We start from the raw sequence: 15,469 nt of genomic DNA, 5'->3' as shown, positions 1-15,469 counted from the left end.
AGTAATTGTAATTACTCAGCCTTGCTCCAGGTTCACCTGATTTCAGCTAAATTTTATGGATCTCATTAATAACTGGTTTAGCATTAATCAGTTCACTGATAGTGACCATAACCGCGTATTCTGTGCCCTCGCGATCAGCCACTTTAGCATTACATAAGAAGTGATAATTGACGCCAGCAACAATCTGAGTTGATACAGCGAAAGGTTCATAACTAACACCCAGCAAACCTTCCATCGCCTGATCGAATACATGCCGCATTTCGTCATCAATATGTGTAGAATATGGCGTCCAGCCACCAGCGATATTATTCATAATTATCATCCTTTGATCTGACATTAACTGCCAAAACCAATTGTAGTATGAATAATGCTACTAACTGTTCCTGAACAATAATTCGTTTAAATTTATCACCTCTGTTCCATTTAAAAACTGATAACCTCCCGTTTTCATAACGGTTCAGTGATCAAAGTGTAATTTTCTGAGTTTCTTAATCTGAAGCTACTGGTGACGCTTCTCATTTAATGCCTTGGAACTCCAGACATAAACGTAATGACCGCCACTGATAAAGGCCAGTAAAACCACCAGCCATAGCCCGGCTTGCATCACAAAATCCGGGAAAACCGGTGTCACCTGCTGAGTCAATACCATCAATGCGAACACTATCTGCAAACCGGTACTGCTCTTACCCCATATGCTAGGTTCCATTTCATAGCCCCCAACAACGAAGAAATAAGCAATGGCACCACTAACTATCACTAAGTCTCTGAGCACAATGATCCCGGCAACCCACCATGGGAGCAGGCCAACAATCGCAAGGCAGACATAAGTACCAACCAGCATGATTTTATCTGAGACCGGATCAGCCACGGCACCATATACACTCGGAGCATCAAGCTTTCGTGCCAGCCAACCATCAAGGCCGTCGCTGACCCCGGCGATAAAAGCAAGTATCAACACAATACCGTAGCTTTGTTCCAGAATTAACCAGCAGATAGGTATCGCCAGAAACATCCTCGATGTTGTCAGAATATTCGGGATCAGCTTAATACCAGTATTTGCCATGAGTTCACCCCATAACCAGTGACTAAGAGCACTTCATATCTACTTTGAGTGTAAACCCAAATGTCATTGATTACTTAGATTCTGTAAACCAAATACCGGTAAATAAGTTTTAATTTCAAACAGATATTTATAGCTAAAGTTAAAGCGTGAGTAAAAATCAAACAGAAGTTAGGAGGTTATAGAGTCAAAAAAAAACCATAGAATACGGGGTTCATTCATGTCAAAACGATGATTTAAATGGTGATGTTAATTACTGACAAGGAACAATTTCAACACTGTAAGTCTCACTTACCTGAGTCGGATCTATATAGCGAAGATAGCAGCTATTATTTACCAATTTTGGCGGTTCGCTGGTGTAATCAAGATTTGATGTATCCGTGATAACAAGTACATTGTCTTCACCTGTTATCTTAGTAATACCCCAATCTTTATCTTGTCGGTAATGTTTATTAATGCCATCAACCAGAGTGGTGATCGTATAAAAATTTGCTTCCGGATAACCGAAGCGAAAAATACACCTATCAGTCCCCTCTTTTTCACAGCCTGTAATCGGGATCATTTCCGCAACATACTTGTTATCGTCAGTGCTTTTATTCGTGATGTAAGGAACGCTATCTAAACCAGCCATGGTCATCTTGCCGTACCCCACTTCTAAGCCCGATATAACAGCACCTTTTAGTCCTTCCAATGCCGAATTTCGAGCGTCACTTTGCAGATTCAAAAATCGTGGCGCGGCAGTAACAGCCAGAATTCCCAACACAACAGTTACGACAACAAGCTCTATTAATGTAAATCCGTTCTTTTTCATCAGGCACTTTACTTAATCAAAAATCGAATTGAGTAATAACTCTAATAAGCGTCAATTTAATGGCGATTAATAGATGAGTCAACTGTGTTGGGCAAATAATCATCAAAGTGCGACTCAGCCCCCTCCTTCTTATAACCCCGATTACTTTGTAGTAATCTGGCATCCCCCCAGCGTTTATGAACTACAAAAAAAGCGCAGCCAATTGGCTGCGCTTTACTATTAGAAATGAACTCTCACTTGGCTCAAATCTTCTGAACCCCCATGTTATACAGTGTGAAGCTGTATATATCGGCATATTGCTCAATGATCTTACTTGTCGGAGTTCCTGCTCCGTGACCGGCATTCGTTTCAATACGTATCAAGGTCGGATTAATGCCAGCCTGCTTCGATTGCAGCTCTGCCACAAACTTGTAAGAGTGAGCTGGTACAACGCGGTCATCATGATCGCCAGTGGTTACCAGTGTTGCCGGATATTGAGTTCCTGCATGCACATTATGAACCGGAGAGTATCCTTTCAGGTAATCAAACATTTCCTTACTTTGGTTAGCTGTACCATAATCGTATGCCCAGCCGGCTCCGGCAGTGAAGGTATGGTAACGAAGCATGTCCAACACTCCGACTGAAGGGATAGCGACCTTAAATAAATCCGGCCGCTGCGTCATCGCCGCTCCCACCAGCAGGCCACCGTTAGAACCACCATTGATCGCCAGTTTCTCACTTGAGGTATAGCCTTCCGCAGTCAAATACTCAGCGGCGGCAATGAAGTCATCAAAAACATTCTGCTTATGTAGCTGAGTACCGGCTTTGTGCCATTCTTTACCGTATTCACCACCACCACGAATATTGGCAACTGCATAGATACCGCCCATTTCCAGCCATGCCGCCCGTGTCGGACTGAACCATGGTGTCAAACTGACATTAAAACCACCATAGCCATAAAGGATTGTCGGTGTAGTGCCGTCCAGATGCGTACCTTTCTTGTAGGTAATTGTCATCGGTACTTTCGTACCGTCTTTGGAGGTATAAAACACCTGCTGCGACTGGTAATCGTCAGCATTAAACGGCGCGGCTGACTTATGATAGACCTTGCTTTCACCACTATTTACATCAAAACTGTAAGTTGTTCCCGGAGTCTTGAAGTTAGTGAAGGTGTAGTAAATCTCTTTATCTTCTTTCTCACCATAAAAGCCACTGGCAGTACCCATATCCGGCAACTGAATCTCGCGGATCAGCTTACCGTCCATATCATACTGCTTCACTTTTGAAACGGCATCGACTTCATACAAAGCAAAGAAATAACCACCACCGGTAGAGACGTTCAACACACTATCGGACTCAGGGATAACATCCTTCCAGTTATCCGGCGTCGGATTAGAAGCATCAACACTGACAAGCCGTTTATAAGGCGCATCAAGGTTGGTAACCAAATACAGTTTTGAACCCTGATTTTCAACTACATAAGTATCAGATTTCGTGTCGTCCAACACAGTAATAAGTTCACTGTCCGGTTTAGTCAGATCTTTAAGATACAGCTTGTTACCGGAGGTCGAGACGCTGGCAGAAATTGCCAAATAGCGATCGTCGTCACTGGTGTAACCCTGAACATAACGGTGCTTCTGCTCATCAGTACCACCAAAGATCAAGCTATCTTCACTCTGCCGAGTACCTAGCTTGTGATAATAAAGCTTGTGTTGATCTGTCTTCGCAGATAACTCACTGCCCTGTGGTTTGTCATAGCTGGAGTAATAGAATCCTTCATTACCAAGCCAGGAAAGCTCACTGAATTTAACATCAACCAGCACTTCACCGACCTGCTTTTTCGTTTCAGTATCAAGCACAATGACTTTTCGCCAGTCACTACCACCTTCCGATATCTGATAAGCCATCAGAGAACCATCTTTAGAGAAACTGGTTCCGGCCAGTGATGTCGTCCCGTCTTCACTAAAAGTATTCGGGTCGAGGAAAACCTCCTCTCTACCATCACCAAGCTGACGATAGAGGACATACTGGTTTTGCAATCCATCATTCTTATAGAAATAAGTGTACTTACCTTCTTTAAATGGCTGACCAACCTTTTCATAATCCATCAGCTTAGTCAGACGCGCTTCAATCTGCTCGCGATAAGGAATGTGTGACAGATAATCAAAAGTTACTTTGTTTTGTGACTTCACCCATTTCGCTGTTTCCTGGCTCATGTCATCTTCAAGCCAACGATACGGATCCACAACTTTAGTACCGAAATACTCGTCAACGACATCCACTTTTCTAGTTTCCGGGTATTTAACAACCTGTTCAGTACTTTCCAGAACAGGTTGTTCCTGAACATTGCTATTTGTATTTTTAAGATCCGCAGGTGTATCACAACCTGCAAGTGCAACCATAACAGCCAACGTTAACGCCTTCTTATACATTTCATCCTTCTTATTTTTTCAATGAGCCTTTCTGTAGTACGGCTCAATCGTCCCAGTAAGATATTCAGAATCAATAACATAACATCTGAACAAGAAAAACAAAGCAACGTTTTGCTTCTTATTTTGGCTTTCTGTTTTACTTTTTATTTATGGGTATTCAGGAATCCTGAAGCCAGCCTTTTTTAACTGCTTCATCAATTTCCTGTTTCATCCATTCATAGAGTTCAGGCGCTATTTCTTCAATACAACGATTAATACCCAACACCTGGCTGCGGGCAATGCCCTGCTCCTGCCAGCGTTTACCTTCCGTTGCAATATTCAAAATGAAAGGCAGTAAGCGATCAACGACTTTAACCCACCGGCTTTCCTCTGTGAGCTGCTCTTCGTACTCATACCACATTGCAGACGCTTCTTTACCAAAGGTGTCGTGGCGCTCAGCAAAAGCCTGCATGAATTCAGCCTCTTCTTTTGCTTTCTCACCGCGCTTAGGATCATAAACAGAAATATCCCCGGCACCGATTTCACAAACATCATGCAGCAAGGCCATCTTAATTGCATGATCAATATCGACAGTCTCAGGGATAAGATCTCTCAATGCCATCAAGGCAACGGCAAGATGCCAGCTATGCTCTGCAGAATTTTCAGTACGGGAGATATCCGAAAGATAAGTCATCCGGTAAACCGACTTCAGCTTATCCAGCTCAACGAGCAAGCTTCTTATTTTTTGCATGGGAATTCTCGATTACGACAAATAAAAGATATCAGCAAAGTGTAATACGATCCTCCTCCTTATTCAGTGATATTTAAGCCAATTAATATCAATCAATAATGCCTCGAGAAAATAGCATGCAGACTTAATTAGTTACCATATCTTCAGCCAGTGAATGAGCAATTTGCCTGAAGGCAGCCACCGCATAATCCATACTTTCGTAGTTGTTTTCCATGAAACGACGATCGGCACTGTTTTTTACAATCACAACATCGGCTTTGCGATTGATATAGATATACTGGCCATAAATACCGATAGCCATGAACTCTTCATCGGCATTTTCAGGGATCCACCATTGATAGCCATAGCCAAAGTGAGTTTTCGCGCTGTCCCGCGGGCCGGGCATCAAATGAGGTTCATCCGGAGTTATGCTCGTCTCGATCCATTGTTCGGGAATAATCTGCTCTCCGTCCAGACGACCATTATCACGGTACAACTTACCCAGCCGCAGATAGTCACGAGTGATCAGATTCAGCCCACCCAGCACCATAGGTTCCCCCATACTGTCGGTAATAAAAATGGCGTCACCCTCGGTCTTCAGCTTTGACCATAATTTTTCATGAAAGTAGTCAATGAACTCACGTCCGGTTGCTGCCCGTAAAACCATTCCAAGTACATGCGTATCCATACTGACATAATGCATGTATGTCCCTTGATCCCGATATCGGGTCAGCGTTGAAGCAAACTCATCGAAGCTGCCACCAAGCGCAAGAATTCGTCCCATTCGATTAATGTCACTGAAGAAGTCACTATAATCTTCATTAAAATAGATACCACTCGACATCTGTAAGATGTTCTTAATACTGACACCCTCGTAGCCGGAGCCGACAAGATCCGGGACATAATCTGTAACAGGATCGTTAAGGTCTGCTATGAGCCCCTCCTCCACAGCAACCCCAAAAACCGCACTCAAAAAGGATTTTGCGACCGACCATGAAATCCGGTAATCAAATTCGCCCGTCCCCAAAAAGTATTCTTCATAACTGATATCGTTACCTTTTAGTACGATCATCGCCGTTGTGTTCGTCTCTTTCAGCCAGCGGTCTGTATCAACATATCTGTCGTTATAAGCAAAATAAGTCGGTAATAAACGTTGATGCTCACCAAACCGATAAACTTCACCTGAGCGCCTGACGATTTTAGTAGGAGCCATTTGCTTCATGTTAGAAAAATTACTAACAATCACATCTTCATCAAAAAGGCGCACGGTATGATAAAGTTGCGTCAGTTCCGTTTTGAACCATGCTCCACAACCTGTTACCAGAATGACAAGAAAAATCAGAACACGAGTAACTTGTTTCATTTTGGCCCCCTGAAAGCAACTATCTAAACTATAGCTTTTATTTTATTCAAAATAATAATAAACAAAGTTAAAACCATATATATCATTCTTGTCAGAGATCACGTATTTAAATACAATCGTGACCAACTGCTTTCATTTCATTAATAACAATAAAAATACCGGCCACGTTATTTCATAATGAAAACCGTTATATACCTTCCAGAAATATAGCCAGAAAATTAAACGTTTCTATAATGCTTTGAAATGGCTCGCAGAGATTCCCTTTAATTCTCAACTATCAAATCGGTTTTTCATTCTGGATTTATAAATTCAACGCCTTTGTTGAGAACTTAAAATCCAATAACTTTAAATTAATGGTTTTTTATTTTACCCAAAATACATATTACAGATAATTATCTATAAAAAATAACCATTGAGTCAGCCTTGACGGTCATTTTATATTCAATTTGCTGCGCTGGTTTTTGTTAGACAGTTTCGCTGACAACAATAGCTATTGTGCAAATACGGCGGTTTTTCCCGGTTCAGAAATCACAGACCAACAGGGATACGTCTTACTCCTTCGTATATCACTGCCTCTAGCGGCTTTCTCATGTTGGCATTGTACTGTCAAAGCGTGGGACATCTTAAGCCTGGCTTATTTGCCAGGTCCCTCAAAATTACAAGGAGTTTCTCACATGTTTAAGCTAGGAGTTCTGACAACACTGATAGGATGCACTTTAGCTGCCAACAGCTTTGCAATGAACCCTCAACCAGATCCTCAAAACCCAACCGGATACGTAGTTTTACGTGCCGATGTTGAAGCGGCTGAAAAAGCGAAAACCGCTGATCCTATGTACGCAATCTGGGCTAAAGCACTGGCAACCCAACCAAACACTGTTGTTGAAGCCATTGAACCAGGCCTTGCCAGCAATCCCGATAACGTTAAACGCGCAGAGCGTGTTTTCTCTCAGTCTGAATGGGACTTCCTGACCCAAATGGCTGCGCCCGAATACACCTATACCCGTTTCCTTCGTGCTATCGGTAAGTTCCCGGCATTTTGTGGCGAGTACACCGATGGTAGGGACTCTGATGCTATCTGTAAGAAATCCATCGTCACGGCATTTGCTCACTTCGCACAAGAAACCGGTGGTCATATTTCCAAAGATAATGTGTGGGATAACCCACTTGGACTTGAAGAGTGGCAACAAGCACTAGTACACGTACGTGAAATGGGCTGGTCTGAAGGTCAAGTCGGCTATACAACCGGTTGTGGTCAGAATGACTGGCAAAATAAGCGCTGGCCATGTGCGGCTGGTCAGGGTTATTTTGGTCGTGGAGCAAAACAGCTCTCCTATCACTTCAATTATGGACCTTTCTCTGAAGTGATGTTTAACGGCGATGCCTCTGTGTTACTAAATGATCCGGGCCGCGTTGCTGACTCATGGCTTAACCTTGCCTCTGCTATCTGGTTCTTCCTGACACCTCAGGCGCCGAAACCTGCCATGCTGCATGTCATTGACCGCACCTGGAAACCATCACAACGTGAAATTGATGCCGGTATTGGCTATGGCTTCGGTACTACTATCAACATCATTAACGGTGGTATCGAATGTGGTGAACATAATAAAAATAAAGGTCAGCCAGTTAACCGAATTCGTTACTGGGAAGGCTTAGCCGCTCACTACCAAATCCCTATTGAAGCTGACGAAAAGAACACTTGCTGGCAACAGACTCCATACGGCAGCCTGAACCTTGAAGGAGCCACTGATGTGCTCTATACCAACTGGGATGGAGACTGGAGCTATCACGCAGATCGCCCTGAAGGAAAGTCTTTCGAATGTAAACTGGTTGCCTACCAGACCGCCTACTCTGCCCTTGTACCGGGTGACTATGAAAAATGTATAACGAACGTGTACGAATCTCACCCAGGATGGCCTGAAGTTCGAGTTGTAGATAAAGTTGAACCAACACCTGGACCAAATCCCAATCCAAACCCAAATCCTGACCCAAACGGCTGGGATGCAAACACCCCCTACGATAAAGGTGATCGTGTTGTAGTAAACGGAGTGACCTATGAAGCAAAATACTGGACGAAGGGTGACGACCCTGAGAAATCCGGTGAATGGGGCCCATGGATGAAAGTCGCTTAATACTTACAAGCTAAAATTTAACCACGAAAGTAAAACCGCCTTCTACAAGGCGGTTTTTTTCCACTCATCCCTGCTAATTTTATACAGGCAGTGACGTTGTAACGGATGACCTTCAGGCACAGAAGGATGAAAAAACCTCGTGTTTGTATCAGTCATTCCTATTTTCTCCATTACCTTACGTGAGGGTGTATTTTGCAACGCAGTAAAAGCATAAACCTTTGGCAACCTAAGCACCTCAAATGCGAACTTCAAAGATGCCAGTGCAGCTTCAGTAGCGTAACCAGCTCCCCAGTGCTCAGAAGACAAACGCCAGCCAACTTCAACAAACGGCGCTTCAGGAATATCTTTGTCCTGATAGTGCAACCCGATGGTCCCTATAAATTCAGCCGTTTCTTTTAGCTCAACCGCCCAGAACCCCCAACCTTTTTGTTCCATCAGTGAATCAATTTTATTTGCCAGTTGATCACTTTCTTCTCTGGATAGAACAGATGGAAAGTACCTCATTACAGCCGGGTCTGCTGACATCTCGGCAAATAGTGCGTAATCAGGCTGTTTCCATCGCCTCAAGATCAGCCTTTCGGTTTTAAGCTCAGTGACCATAGCCAATTCCTTTATTAAGTATGTCATTAACTTCAAAGCATCCATTAATTAGCGAGTTATTATTTATGTACTAACTACAAGGAACACTTTTCAATAATCACTAATAACACATTGTAATAATAACAACATTGATAATAATTCCATGCCATTTGAAATCATAGAATTACATGCTTATTTCATTGTTTTTTTGAAGTGCTTTGCCTTTCGTGTTTTTAAGTATGAAAGTCAACATTAACATCTTGGAATCAATAACCTATATGCTTATTCTTATTAGTAACAACTGATTTCAAATGGACTTCTATTCGGGAGGATTTATGTTTGAAACTCTGACTTATTTACTGTCTGCGTATGCTGTTATTGGCATTTTTGTTACTTTATATGTTATTGCCCTCTATTTCATTACCGGAAAAACAATCTTCGAAAGTGATCAAAATGAGGTTATGCCATTTCGATATAAAGTCAGCTATGTTTTTATCATGTTTCTAATGTTCCCATACTTTTACATTGCATTCATTCAAGAAATAAAATCTCTTCGTGACAATCACAGGCTAAAAGAAAAATCCGCATAATAACGTCAGGATGATGGTATTCAGTTTTCTCACACTTCAATACCATCATCTTTTTTATTTCTTTATCTCAAAAGGTTCACATATCGTTCCCTGATGATACTTCATCTGCCATTGTTCCCCACTTAAAACCCAAACAGATGAACGTTTCGCAAAATAATCAAAAGTACCTGTACCATCAATAAATGCTGACTTTAGAGCAGCAGCATCACGTTATGTGATAGTTCGATACATTCATAATCCTGGGAGTGAATGCGCAGAGATGATGGTTTTTCCTCTTCCATCATCGCCATAATGCTCTTATGGTCAAAGCTCATTCCTGAGATACCGACTTCACGAAAATCCGGATGCAACAGCCTTTCAGCTTCAGTCTTGTTCGTTCTTACTTCATGCTGATGTAACGCGATTTCCTGCTCAATAAGTATTTCCACAAAACCTCCTTTTTAACCTTCGTGTATCACTTTCATGGTACTTACCAGCTTTTGAAAATTATCTGATTAACGTTTTCTTCGTCCTTTCAGATATTGAAAAGCAAAAGTAATGAAAGCAAAAAGCAACAAGAGCAAAAACAACGGAATTAAAGCAAAAGGCTCAACTAAGATGCCATTTTCATCAATGTAAGAACCAGTAATTTGAAATGCTACGTAGCACACCATGCTTAAAAACAGCAAGACAATGGATAAACGATATTTTTTCATACTCCTGCCCCAACAATCGCTTGATAACAACACACTTCACGTCTCACACCATCAATCAGATCAAAGCGGTTTTCAATATATGACAGCCCAAGGTTTTGTATCACAGAGCGAGACTGATCGTTCTCCACTAAATGCAATGCCGTCACTTTACTTATACCCAAATAAGATACGGCGAAATTAATTAAAGCAGTCGCGGCCTCTGGCATATAGCCATTACCCCAATATTCAACACCCAGCCAATAGCCAATCACGGCCTCATTATCATCCCATAACGGAAAGCTAACGGCACCGATAAGTTCATCACTTCTTTTATCCACAATGGCATAAACAAGCGCGATTCTTTCCTTGAATGCATCCTGGTGAAGACTAATCCACTCCACAGCCATCTGAGGCGAATACGGGTAAGGAATATTGGCCGTCATATCCGAGATACATTTTTCACGGAGCAACACGGCAACACGATCAGCATCGTTTAATTCAAAAGGTCGAAGTATTAGCCGCTCTGTTTCAATTCTTTCTTGCTTCATCACTTACACCATTGAAAAAGTAAAACAAACCTTGGGTCTCATATGCCAGACGACACCACTTTTAATGCAGTTTTAAAAGTACTGAACAAGTTATCACATTAATGTAATTGTAAATCAACAGGTTATTATAAGTGGATTAAGAAAGTGATATTTTACTGAGGTTACATGGAGGGGGAAGCGACTTCAGTCAGTCAAAAAGAACTAAAGTCGCATTTAAAGTTATTTAATCCGCTTTCTTTTTACGAAATAACTTTTTGAAAAAAGCACCGATACCCAACACAATAAACATCCCGAATTTCTTCAGAAATAGAATTGCTGCGGCAAGGAAGCCTGTCTTTGCTGCTACTTTACCAGCCACCAGCGCACCCAAACCATATGCAGCCATTTTATCTGTACTTGAATTGAAATCAGTATATTTATAACCCTGCTCAAATTCAGCCAGTGCCAAAACTGAATCAAGCTTTGACTCAATAAGATCTTTTTGATCCATATTAGCGATAAAGTTCAGCACCAACACGCCTTTGCGGCCCAGAACACGAATATTATAGTTCAAGGTGTTAATATCATCTTCACCAAATTTAAGCTCTTTCGCCCAATGTAACTTATGAGTTTTTACATCATAATATGGTGCAGCGGCCCAGCCAACCAACTCGATAGCCTCATACCCCTGACTGACACGATCCTTATTTTCCTCTTTGGTATCAGATTTCATCTGCTCCAAAAGCTCAGAATAATTAATATCGTTCGCGTCTTCGTCAGAAACATAGCCATCTTCTTCATATCTGATAGTTACTGCCCATGAATCACTATCAAAAGGCGTCATACCAGCAGGAAAGATCATACCCAAGGTGTTTTGACCCGGAGGATTTCCCCATACATCAACCAAAACGGTTTCTGCATCAGTAGATGAAAGGTAGTAGAAATCTTCCGGGATGTTCAGTGTCGCACTGGCAGCAGGCAACTTAATTTCACCGGTCTGACGCTCAAGAGAATTCCATACGCTTGTTGCCCACTCATAGTAATCATCAACTTCAGAGGTATCACTTGTCGACTCAGCCAAAACCAACTGTGGCAAGATCAAAAAGCATAATGACAATAGGAATGCCTTAAATTTCATTTTTACTCCATTTGTAACGAATGACGCAGTAACAACTAATTTTGTTGTAAGTTATTTTTATAAACGCAGCTGTATTGCATTAAGTCCAGAAGAAGAACGCTCAGTTACCGCCCCCTTCATCAGTTAAGCCCCAGATATCGAACTTTACGATTGTTGAACAAATGCGCCCACAATGATATCAACCCCATGAATAATAAAATGGATTGATATCAATTTTATTATTCATATCTAGCTGTTTTTTGTCACTGAAGTATTAAAGGCAAGGAAATGATACTTTCTCCGTCACAGCAGAGAGTTTTCTTGAAAGGTAAAAAACTGGGCTTAAAGCAGCCCTATCAAAACAGTAAAGTAAATGTCATCTTTCTAAGACTAAGAGCAATTCTCTGAACGACTCTTCTGGTGTTTTTCCGGCAGTATCAATTCGAACGATATCATCATTCCACGGGTGATATTCTCTGTTCTGAATCTGCTTCCAGGTAGGCAACGTTAAATTTGTCACGGTTGTATTGCGCTGCTCGGCACGGTTTTTATGCTCTTCTGAGTCCGAACAATAGATCTCAATATCAACATATCTGGCATTAGAAGACTTCGCAACATCACGCCACTCATCACGGGTGAGTGTTATCGGATTACAAGAGTCCGCAATGACACAATTACCAAGGTTCAGGTTATCAGCAGCTAAACGATAACTTAACCTATATCCTTCCCCTTCAACTTTAAAATCACATAAGTCCCTTAATGCCTGCTCTACTGTATCAATCCTCAGATAAACAGCACCTAGTTGTTGCGCCAGGGCTTGGCCTAATGTCGACTTCCCCGATGCAGGCAGGCCAGAGAAAATGTATAGCGTTGGTGTTGTCATTCTTGATGAGATTCCTGTTTCTATAGCGTTTTACTTGTAAACTTTCTCCGTAACAGAGGATCAAATTCATGCAAATAATATCCGCCAAGCATGGAGGTTGGAACTCGTATCTTCTTATTTTCAAGGATGATCACGTAGACTTTGCCATTATCGCCGCCATAGACCTTTTCTTTTACTGATAAAACATCAGAAAACTCACAACAATTAGGCTTTCTCAGTGCACTTATGATAACCAGTCGATGATCATTGAAGTACACTCTATAAGTTAGATGTTCTATAGCAATACTGAGAATAGCAGCGATCAACAGAAGAAAAAGAAAAGCGGAGTAAGTGGCTTCCGGCGGCGTAATTATCAGTTGGGAGAGTAAAATTGAACTCACCAAAACTGAAAACCACACAATGATCCGGCCAAAGTAGCTCAGCGATAAACACTTCATACCTGAGTACTGTTCATCAAACTCTTTTCGCTTACGATCAATAAATAAAAATGTTAAAAGTGCAATAAAAGGGACTAAAGCCCTTGAGTATTCAACCAATTCCATTATTCAATACGACTCAATTTCCCGACAGGTACACAAATTACTCGTTATGGCTCATAACTGGCAAAACTTCGGCAATGTCATTGTCAAGGTAGTCCAATACGCCTTCATAACCATATTTAGGTTGCCAGCCCAATTCATTCTGCGCCAGGGCAGAATCGTAAACGCGATCAAGTGACTGTGGTAATCGCCATCCCCTATTTGCGAACTCTTCAGCCAGTTCAGGAGCAAATTGCTGTATCGCTTCTTCTGCATTCTGATAAAGCTGCTCACAACAAGATTTATTGAAGGGTGTTCGTCCTGAAATGATGTAACGCTTAAATCCTGACGGACGTTTTTCAATTGCACAGGCATGAGCACTGGCAACATCTCGGGCATCTACGCCACGCGTTAAGCGATATACTGCCATCATATCTGCCGGCTCAGGAAAACAGCGTGACATTTGTAGTACAGTCACAGGCAGATTGAATAAATGAGAGATGCGCTCTAATGTTTTTTCTGCCTGTATTTTTGATCTGTGGTAAATCGTTTTCGGCTGCGGGGTAACAGTCTCATTGACCCAACCGGCAACCCCTTCAGGCGTAGAAGCATAACCATAAAGCGCTGTGGTGCTAGTCAGAACAAAATGTTTCACACCTTTTTTAAGCCCCTGTAAAGCCAGATGCTCGGTAGCTGTAACATTGATTTGCTCAAACTCATCATCAGAAAACAAGCCTACATGAGGAGCATGCAACGCTGCGGTATGAACAATAACCTCAACGCCTTCCAAGGCTTTGTCCAGTAACTCTGTATCACGAATATCACCAACATAATCCGCAGTCGAACATGGTGTTTTATCAATACCGACAACCTGGTGTTTTTTCATCAGGTTAATATAGATTGCACGCCCTACTCGCCCAGCTGTCCCTGTGACTAAAATTTTCAATATTAATTACCTACTTCTTAAACGGCTTTTACGACAAAGAGAAGCTCAACTTGCGTTTTAGTTGCTTTCATACGACGCATCATATCAGTAATTTAACTTGTAAGTGATATGACTCAGACCAGACTCGATAACTTTATATCTCAATTGTTTTTCCGGTTGGCAAATATTCAAGCTGTTCACCAAGAACACCCTTGAGAATTTCATAAGCCTTAAGGCCAGTACAATGACATGTATAAAACTTATCAACCGGGTAACACATCAGCCGTTTGCCAAGCTCTTCTATGTCTTCTTTGGTACCGCCTATTGTGTTGAACATTGGCAAACCCACAAGATGAAAGCCACCGACAACCGCTTTTATATGTGTATCAGGAAACTGTTCTGCCGCGGTATCAATCATATTTAGCACACCGTTATGTGCACAACCGGTAAAAATCACCAGGCCATCATCTTCTTTCACTATCATCATCAGTTCATGATCAAAAGAATCTAGCTGGTAGCCGGAAGCACCTTTAGTATACAGGTATTTATTACCCTGCGGCTGCGGATGCTTGCTCGCCAAATCTGTAACGATAAAGATGTTGGGATAAATCTCAGTCTGTTTTGAAACAAGCTCGACACGCTTCTCTGCCCCATCAAACATCTCGAAATTAATACCAACATCAAACTTCAGGCCTAAAAACTTAAACGCATAACCAACATTGTCAGCCTGACGCATATAAACTTTGGCTTTGCTGTTCTGCTTCAGGAAGTAGCCCATGCCGCCACCATGATCGTGATGCCAGTGAGAGACAACCGCCGCATCGACATCAGAAATGCTGACATCCAGTCGATCTGCATTATCACAGAACTTGTGATCATTACCGGCATCAAACAGTATTTGCCTGTCCATTGTGCTCACATGAAAAGACAAGCCTTTCTCAACAGCAAGATCAGGACGGCTTTTAAGCCGGGTATTTTCAACAAGAGCGGTAATTTTCATAGCATCCTCTTAATGACCTGATTTACCTTTTCCGAGAAATTTGATGATCTCAAGTTCTCCAAGAGTTGTCGAGATTACACTTCCTACTGCGTTCGTTATATCCACTGAAAGTCCTTAGCTTTATATTGCCTGATGAACGTAAGAATAACGGGCCATATTATCTGGATTTGAAA

Annotated in this window: 16 protein-coding genes and 1 pseudogene; 2 read left to right on the top strand and 15 right to left on the bottom strand. The window is 41.9% G+C overall.

Annotated elements, in window-relative coordinates; all coding sequences use genetic code 11:
* Positions 1 to 46: 46 nt before the first annotated feature.
* From AACQ93_RS08250 to AACQ93_RS08225, 6 genes are all read right to left on the bottom strand, one after another.
* Positions 47 to 313: a hypothetical protein gene (locus tag AACQ93_RS08250; protein ID WP_007461483.1), complete on the bottom strand. Its 267-nt coding sequence runs from the start codon at positions 311 to 313 to the stop codon at positions 47 to 49.
* Between the two features lie 186 nt (positions 314 to 499).
* Positions 500 to 1,063, bottom strand: a complete 564-nt coding sequence (locus tag AACQ93_RS08245; RefSeq protein WP_064603826.1) for a CDP-alcohol phosphatidyltransferase family protein — start codon at positions 1,061 to 1,063, stop codon at positions 500 to 502.
* A 250-nt stretch (positions 1,064 to 1,313) separates the two neighbouring features.
* Positions 1,314 to 1,871: a prepilin-type N-terminal cleavage/methylation domain-containing protein gene (locus AACQ93_RS08240; protein WP_064603822.1), complete on the bottom strand. Its 558-nt coding sequence runs from the start codon at positions 1,869 to 1,871 to the stop codon at positions 1,314 to 1,316.
* A 242-nt stretch (positions 1,872 to 2,113) separates the two neighbouring features.
* The gene (locus AACQ93_RS08235) at positions 2,114 to 4,282 is read right to left on the bottom strand and encodes a prolyl oligopeptidase family serine peptidase (RefSeq protein WP_064603817.1); all 2,169 of its coding nucleotides are present in this window, start codon (positions 4,280 to 4,282) and stop codon (positions 2,114 to 2,116) included.
* Between the two features lie 157 nt (positions 4,283 to 4,439).
* On the bottom strand, positions 4,440 to 5,012 hold the full coding sequence (locus AACQ93_RS08230; RefSeq protein WP_064603813.1) for an HD domain-containing protein: 573 nt from the start codon (positions 5,010 to 5,012) through the stop codon (positions 4,440 to 4,442).
* Positions 5,013 to 5,136: 124 nt separating this feature from the next.
* Positions 5,137 to 6,354, bottom strand: a complete 1,218-nt coding sequence (locus AACQ93_RS08225) for a serine hydrolase domain-containing protein (RefSeq protein ID WP_064603809.1) — start codon at positions 6,352 to 6,354, stop codon at positions 5,137 to 5,139.
* Positions 6,355 to 7,028: 674 nt separating this feature from the next.
* Between AACQ93_RS08225 and AACQ93_RS08220 the strand changes: the two genes are divergently transcribed.
* A complete protein-coding gene (locus tag AACQ93_RS08220; RefSeq protein ID WP_064603807.1) occupies positions 7,029 to 8,483 on the top strand; it encodes a chitinase in 1,455 nt (484 codons plus the stop codon).
* 42 nt (positions 8,484 to 8,525) lie between these two features.
* Here the strand turns inward: AACQ93_RS08220 and AACQ93_RS08215 are convergent, their stop codons facing one another.
* On the bottom strand, positions 8,526 to 9,128 hold the full coding sequence (locus AACQ93_RS08215) for a GNAT family N-acetyltransferase (RefSeq protein WP_232323297.1): 603 nt from the start codon (positions 9,126 to 9,128) through the stop codon (positions 8,526 to 8,528).
* Positions 9,129 to 9,397: 269 nt separating this feature from the next.
* On the opposite strand from AACQ93_RS08215, the gene AACQ93_RS08210 reads away from it, so the two are divergent.
* Complete coding sequence (locus AACQ93_RS08210; protein ID WP_064603801.1) at positions 9,398 to 9,652, top strand: hypothetical protein; 255 nt, start codon at positions 9,398 to 9,400, stop codon at positions 9,650 to 9,652.
* Positions 9,653 to 9,706: 54 nt separating this feature from the next.
* Here AACQ93_RS08210 and AACQ93_RS08205 read toward each other — a convergent pair.
* The 8 genes and pseudogenes from AACQ93_RS08205 to AACQ93_RS08170 all read right to left on the bottom strand — a co-directional run bounded on the left by AACQ93_RS08205 (position 9,707) and on the right by AACQ93_RS08170 (position 15,296).
* Positions 9,707 to 10,080, bottom strand: a pseudogene (locus tag AACQ93_RS08205) (nuclear transport factor 2 family protein).
* 66 nt (positions 10,081 to 10,146) lie between these two features.
* Positions 10,147 to 10,347 (bottom strand): DUF3955 domain-containing protein, encoded by a 201-nt coding sequence (locus AACQ93_RS08200; RefSeq protein WP_064603797.1) that lies wholly within the window; start codon positions 10,345 to 10,347, stop codon positions 10,147 to 10,149.
* On the bottom strand, positions 10,344 to 10,874 hold the full coding sequence (locus tag AACQ93_RS08195; RefSeq protein WP_064603794.1) for a GNAT family N-acetyltransferase: 531 nt from the start codon (positions 10,872 to 10,874) through the stop codon (positions 10,344 to 10,346). The genes AACQ93_RS08200 and AACQ93_RS08195 overlap by 4 nt, the downstream gene beginning before the upstream one ends.
* Positions 10,875 to 11,097: 223 nt before the next feature.
* A complete protein-coding gene (locus AACQ93_RS08190; RefSeq protein ID WP_064603791.1) occupies positions 11,098 to 11,991 on the bottom strand; it encodes a DUF2167 domain-containing protein in 894 nt (297 codons plus the stop codon).
* Between the two features lie 355 nt (positions 11,992 to 12,346).
* Positions 12,347 to 12,853, bottom strand: a complete 507-nt coding sequence (locus AACQ93_RS08185; RefSeq protein WP_064603789.1) for an AAA family ATPase — start codon at positions 12,851 to 12,853, stop codon at positions 12,347 to 12,349.
* Between the two features lie 20 nt (positions 12,854 to 12,873).
* On the bottom strand, positions 12,874 to 13,395 hold the full coding sequence (locus AACQ93_RS08180; protein ID WP_064603786.1) for a hypothetical protein: 522 nt from the start codon (positions 13,393 to 13,395) through the stop codon (positions 12,874 to 12,876).
* 37 nt (positions 13,396 to 13,432) lie between these two features.
* Positions 13,433 to 14,317 carry an NAD-dependent epimerase/dehydratase family protein gene (locus tag AACQ93_RS08175; protein ID WP_064603785.1) on the bottom strand — a complete coding sequence of 295 codons (885 nt, stop codon included), beginning with the start codon at positions 14,315 to 14,317 and terminating at the stop codon, positions 13,433 to 13,435.
* A gap of 133 nt (positions 14,318 to 14,450) precedes the next feature.
* Complete coding sequence (locus AACQ93_RS08170) at positions 14,451 to 15,296, bottom strand: MBL fold metallo-hydrolase (protein WP_064603783.1); 846 nt, start codon at positions 15,294 to 15,296, stop codon at positions 14,451 to 14,453.
* Between the last annotated feature and the right edge of the window lie 173 nt (positions 15,297 to 15,469).

Origin of the sequence: Photobacterium sp. J15, from assembly GCF_963870815.1 — a bacterium.
GTDB classification, from domain to species: Bacteria; Pseudomonadota; Gammaproteobacteria; order Enterobacterales; family Vibrionaceae; genus Photobacterium; species Photobacterium marinum.
Note: the sequence above shows the minus strand (reverse complement) of the source record. Positions and strands in the feature narration are given on the sequence as shown.

What these genes read in the sequence shown, in the direction of transcription:
- AACQ93_RS08250 (WP_007461483.1), bottom strand. Translation starts at nt 313, where the DNA reads ATGAATAATATCGCTGGTGGCTGGACGCCATATTCTACACATATTGAT.
- AACQ93_RS08245 (WP_064603826.1), bottom strand. Translation starts at nt 1,063, where the DNA reads ATGGCAAATACTGGTATTAAGCTGATCCCGAATATTCTGACAACATCG.
- AACQ93_RS08240 (WP_064603822.1), bottom strand. Translation starts at nt 1,871, where the DNA reads ATGAAAAAGAACGGATTTACATTAATAGAGCTTGTTGTCGTAACTGTT.
- AACQ93_RS08235 (WP_064603817.1), bottom strand. Translation starts at nt 4,282, where the DNA reads ATGTATAAGAAGGCGTTAACGTTGGCTGTTATGGTTGCACTTGCAGGT.
- AACQ93_RS08230 (WP_064603813.1), bottom strand. Translation starts at nt 5,012, where the DNA reads ATGCAAAAAATAAGAAGCTTGCTCGTTGAGCTGGATAAGCTGAAGTCG.
- AACQ93_RS08225 (WP_064603809.1), bottom strand. Translation starts at nt 6,354, where the DNA reads ATGAAACAAGTTACTCGTGTTCTGATTTTTCTTGTCATTCTGGTAACA.
- AACQ93_RS08220 (WP_064603807.1), top strand. Translation starts at nt 7,029, where the DNA reads ATGTTTAAGCTAGGAGTTCTGACAACACTGATAGGATGCACTTTAGCT.
- AACQ93_RS08215 (WP_232323297.1), bottom strand. Translation starts at nt 9,128, where the DNA reads ATGGATGCTTTGAAGTTAATGACATACTTAATAAAGGAATTGGCTATG.
- AACQ93_RS08210 (WP_064603801.1), top strand. Translation starts at nt 9,398, where the DNA reads ATGTTTGAAACTCTGACTTATTTACTGTCTGCGTATGCTGTTATTGGC.
- AACQ93_RS08200 (WP_064603797.1), bottom strand. Translation starts at nt 10,347, where the DNA reads ATGAAAAAATATCGTTTATCCATTGTCTTGCTGTTTTTAAGCATGGTG.
- AACQ93_RS08195 (WP_064603794.1), bottom strand. Translation starts at nt 10,874, where the DNA reads ATGAAGCAAGAAAGAATTGAAACAGAGCGGCTAATACTTCGACCTTTT.
- AACQ93_RS08190 (WP_064603791.1), bottom strand. Translation starts at nt 11,991, where the DNA reads ATGAAATTTAAGGCATTCCTATTGTCATTATGCTTTTTGATCTTGCCA.
- AACQ93_RS08185 (WP_064603789.1), bottom strand. Translation starts at nt 12,853, where the DNA reads ATGACAACACCAACGCTATACATTTTCTCTGGCCTGCCTGCATCGGGG.
- AACQ93_RS08180 (WP_064603786.1), bottom strand. Translation starts at nt 13,395, where the DNA reads ATGGAATTGGTTGAATACTCAAGGGCTTTAGTCCCTTTTATTGCACTT.
- AACQ93_RS08170 (WP_064603783.1), bottom strand. Translation starts at nt 15,296, where the DNA reads ATGAAAATTACCGCTCTTGTTGAAAATACCCGGCTTAAAAGCCGTCCT.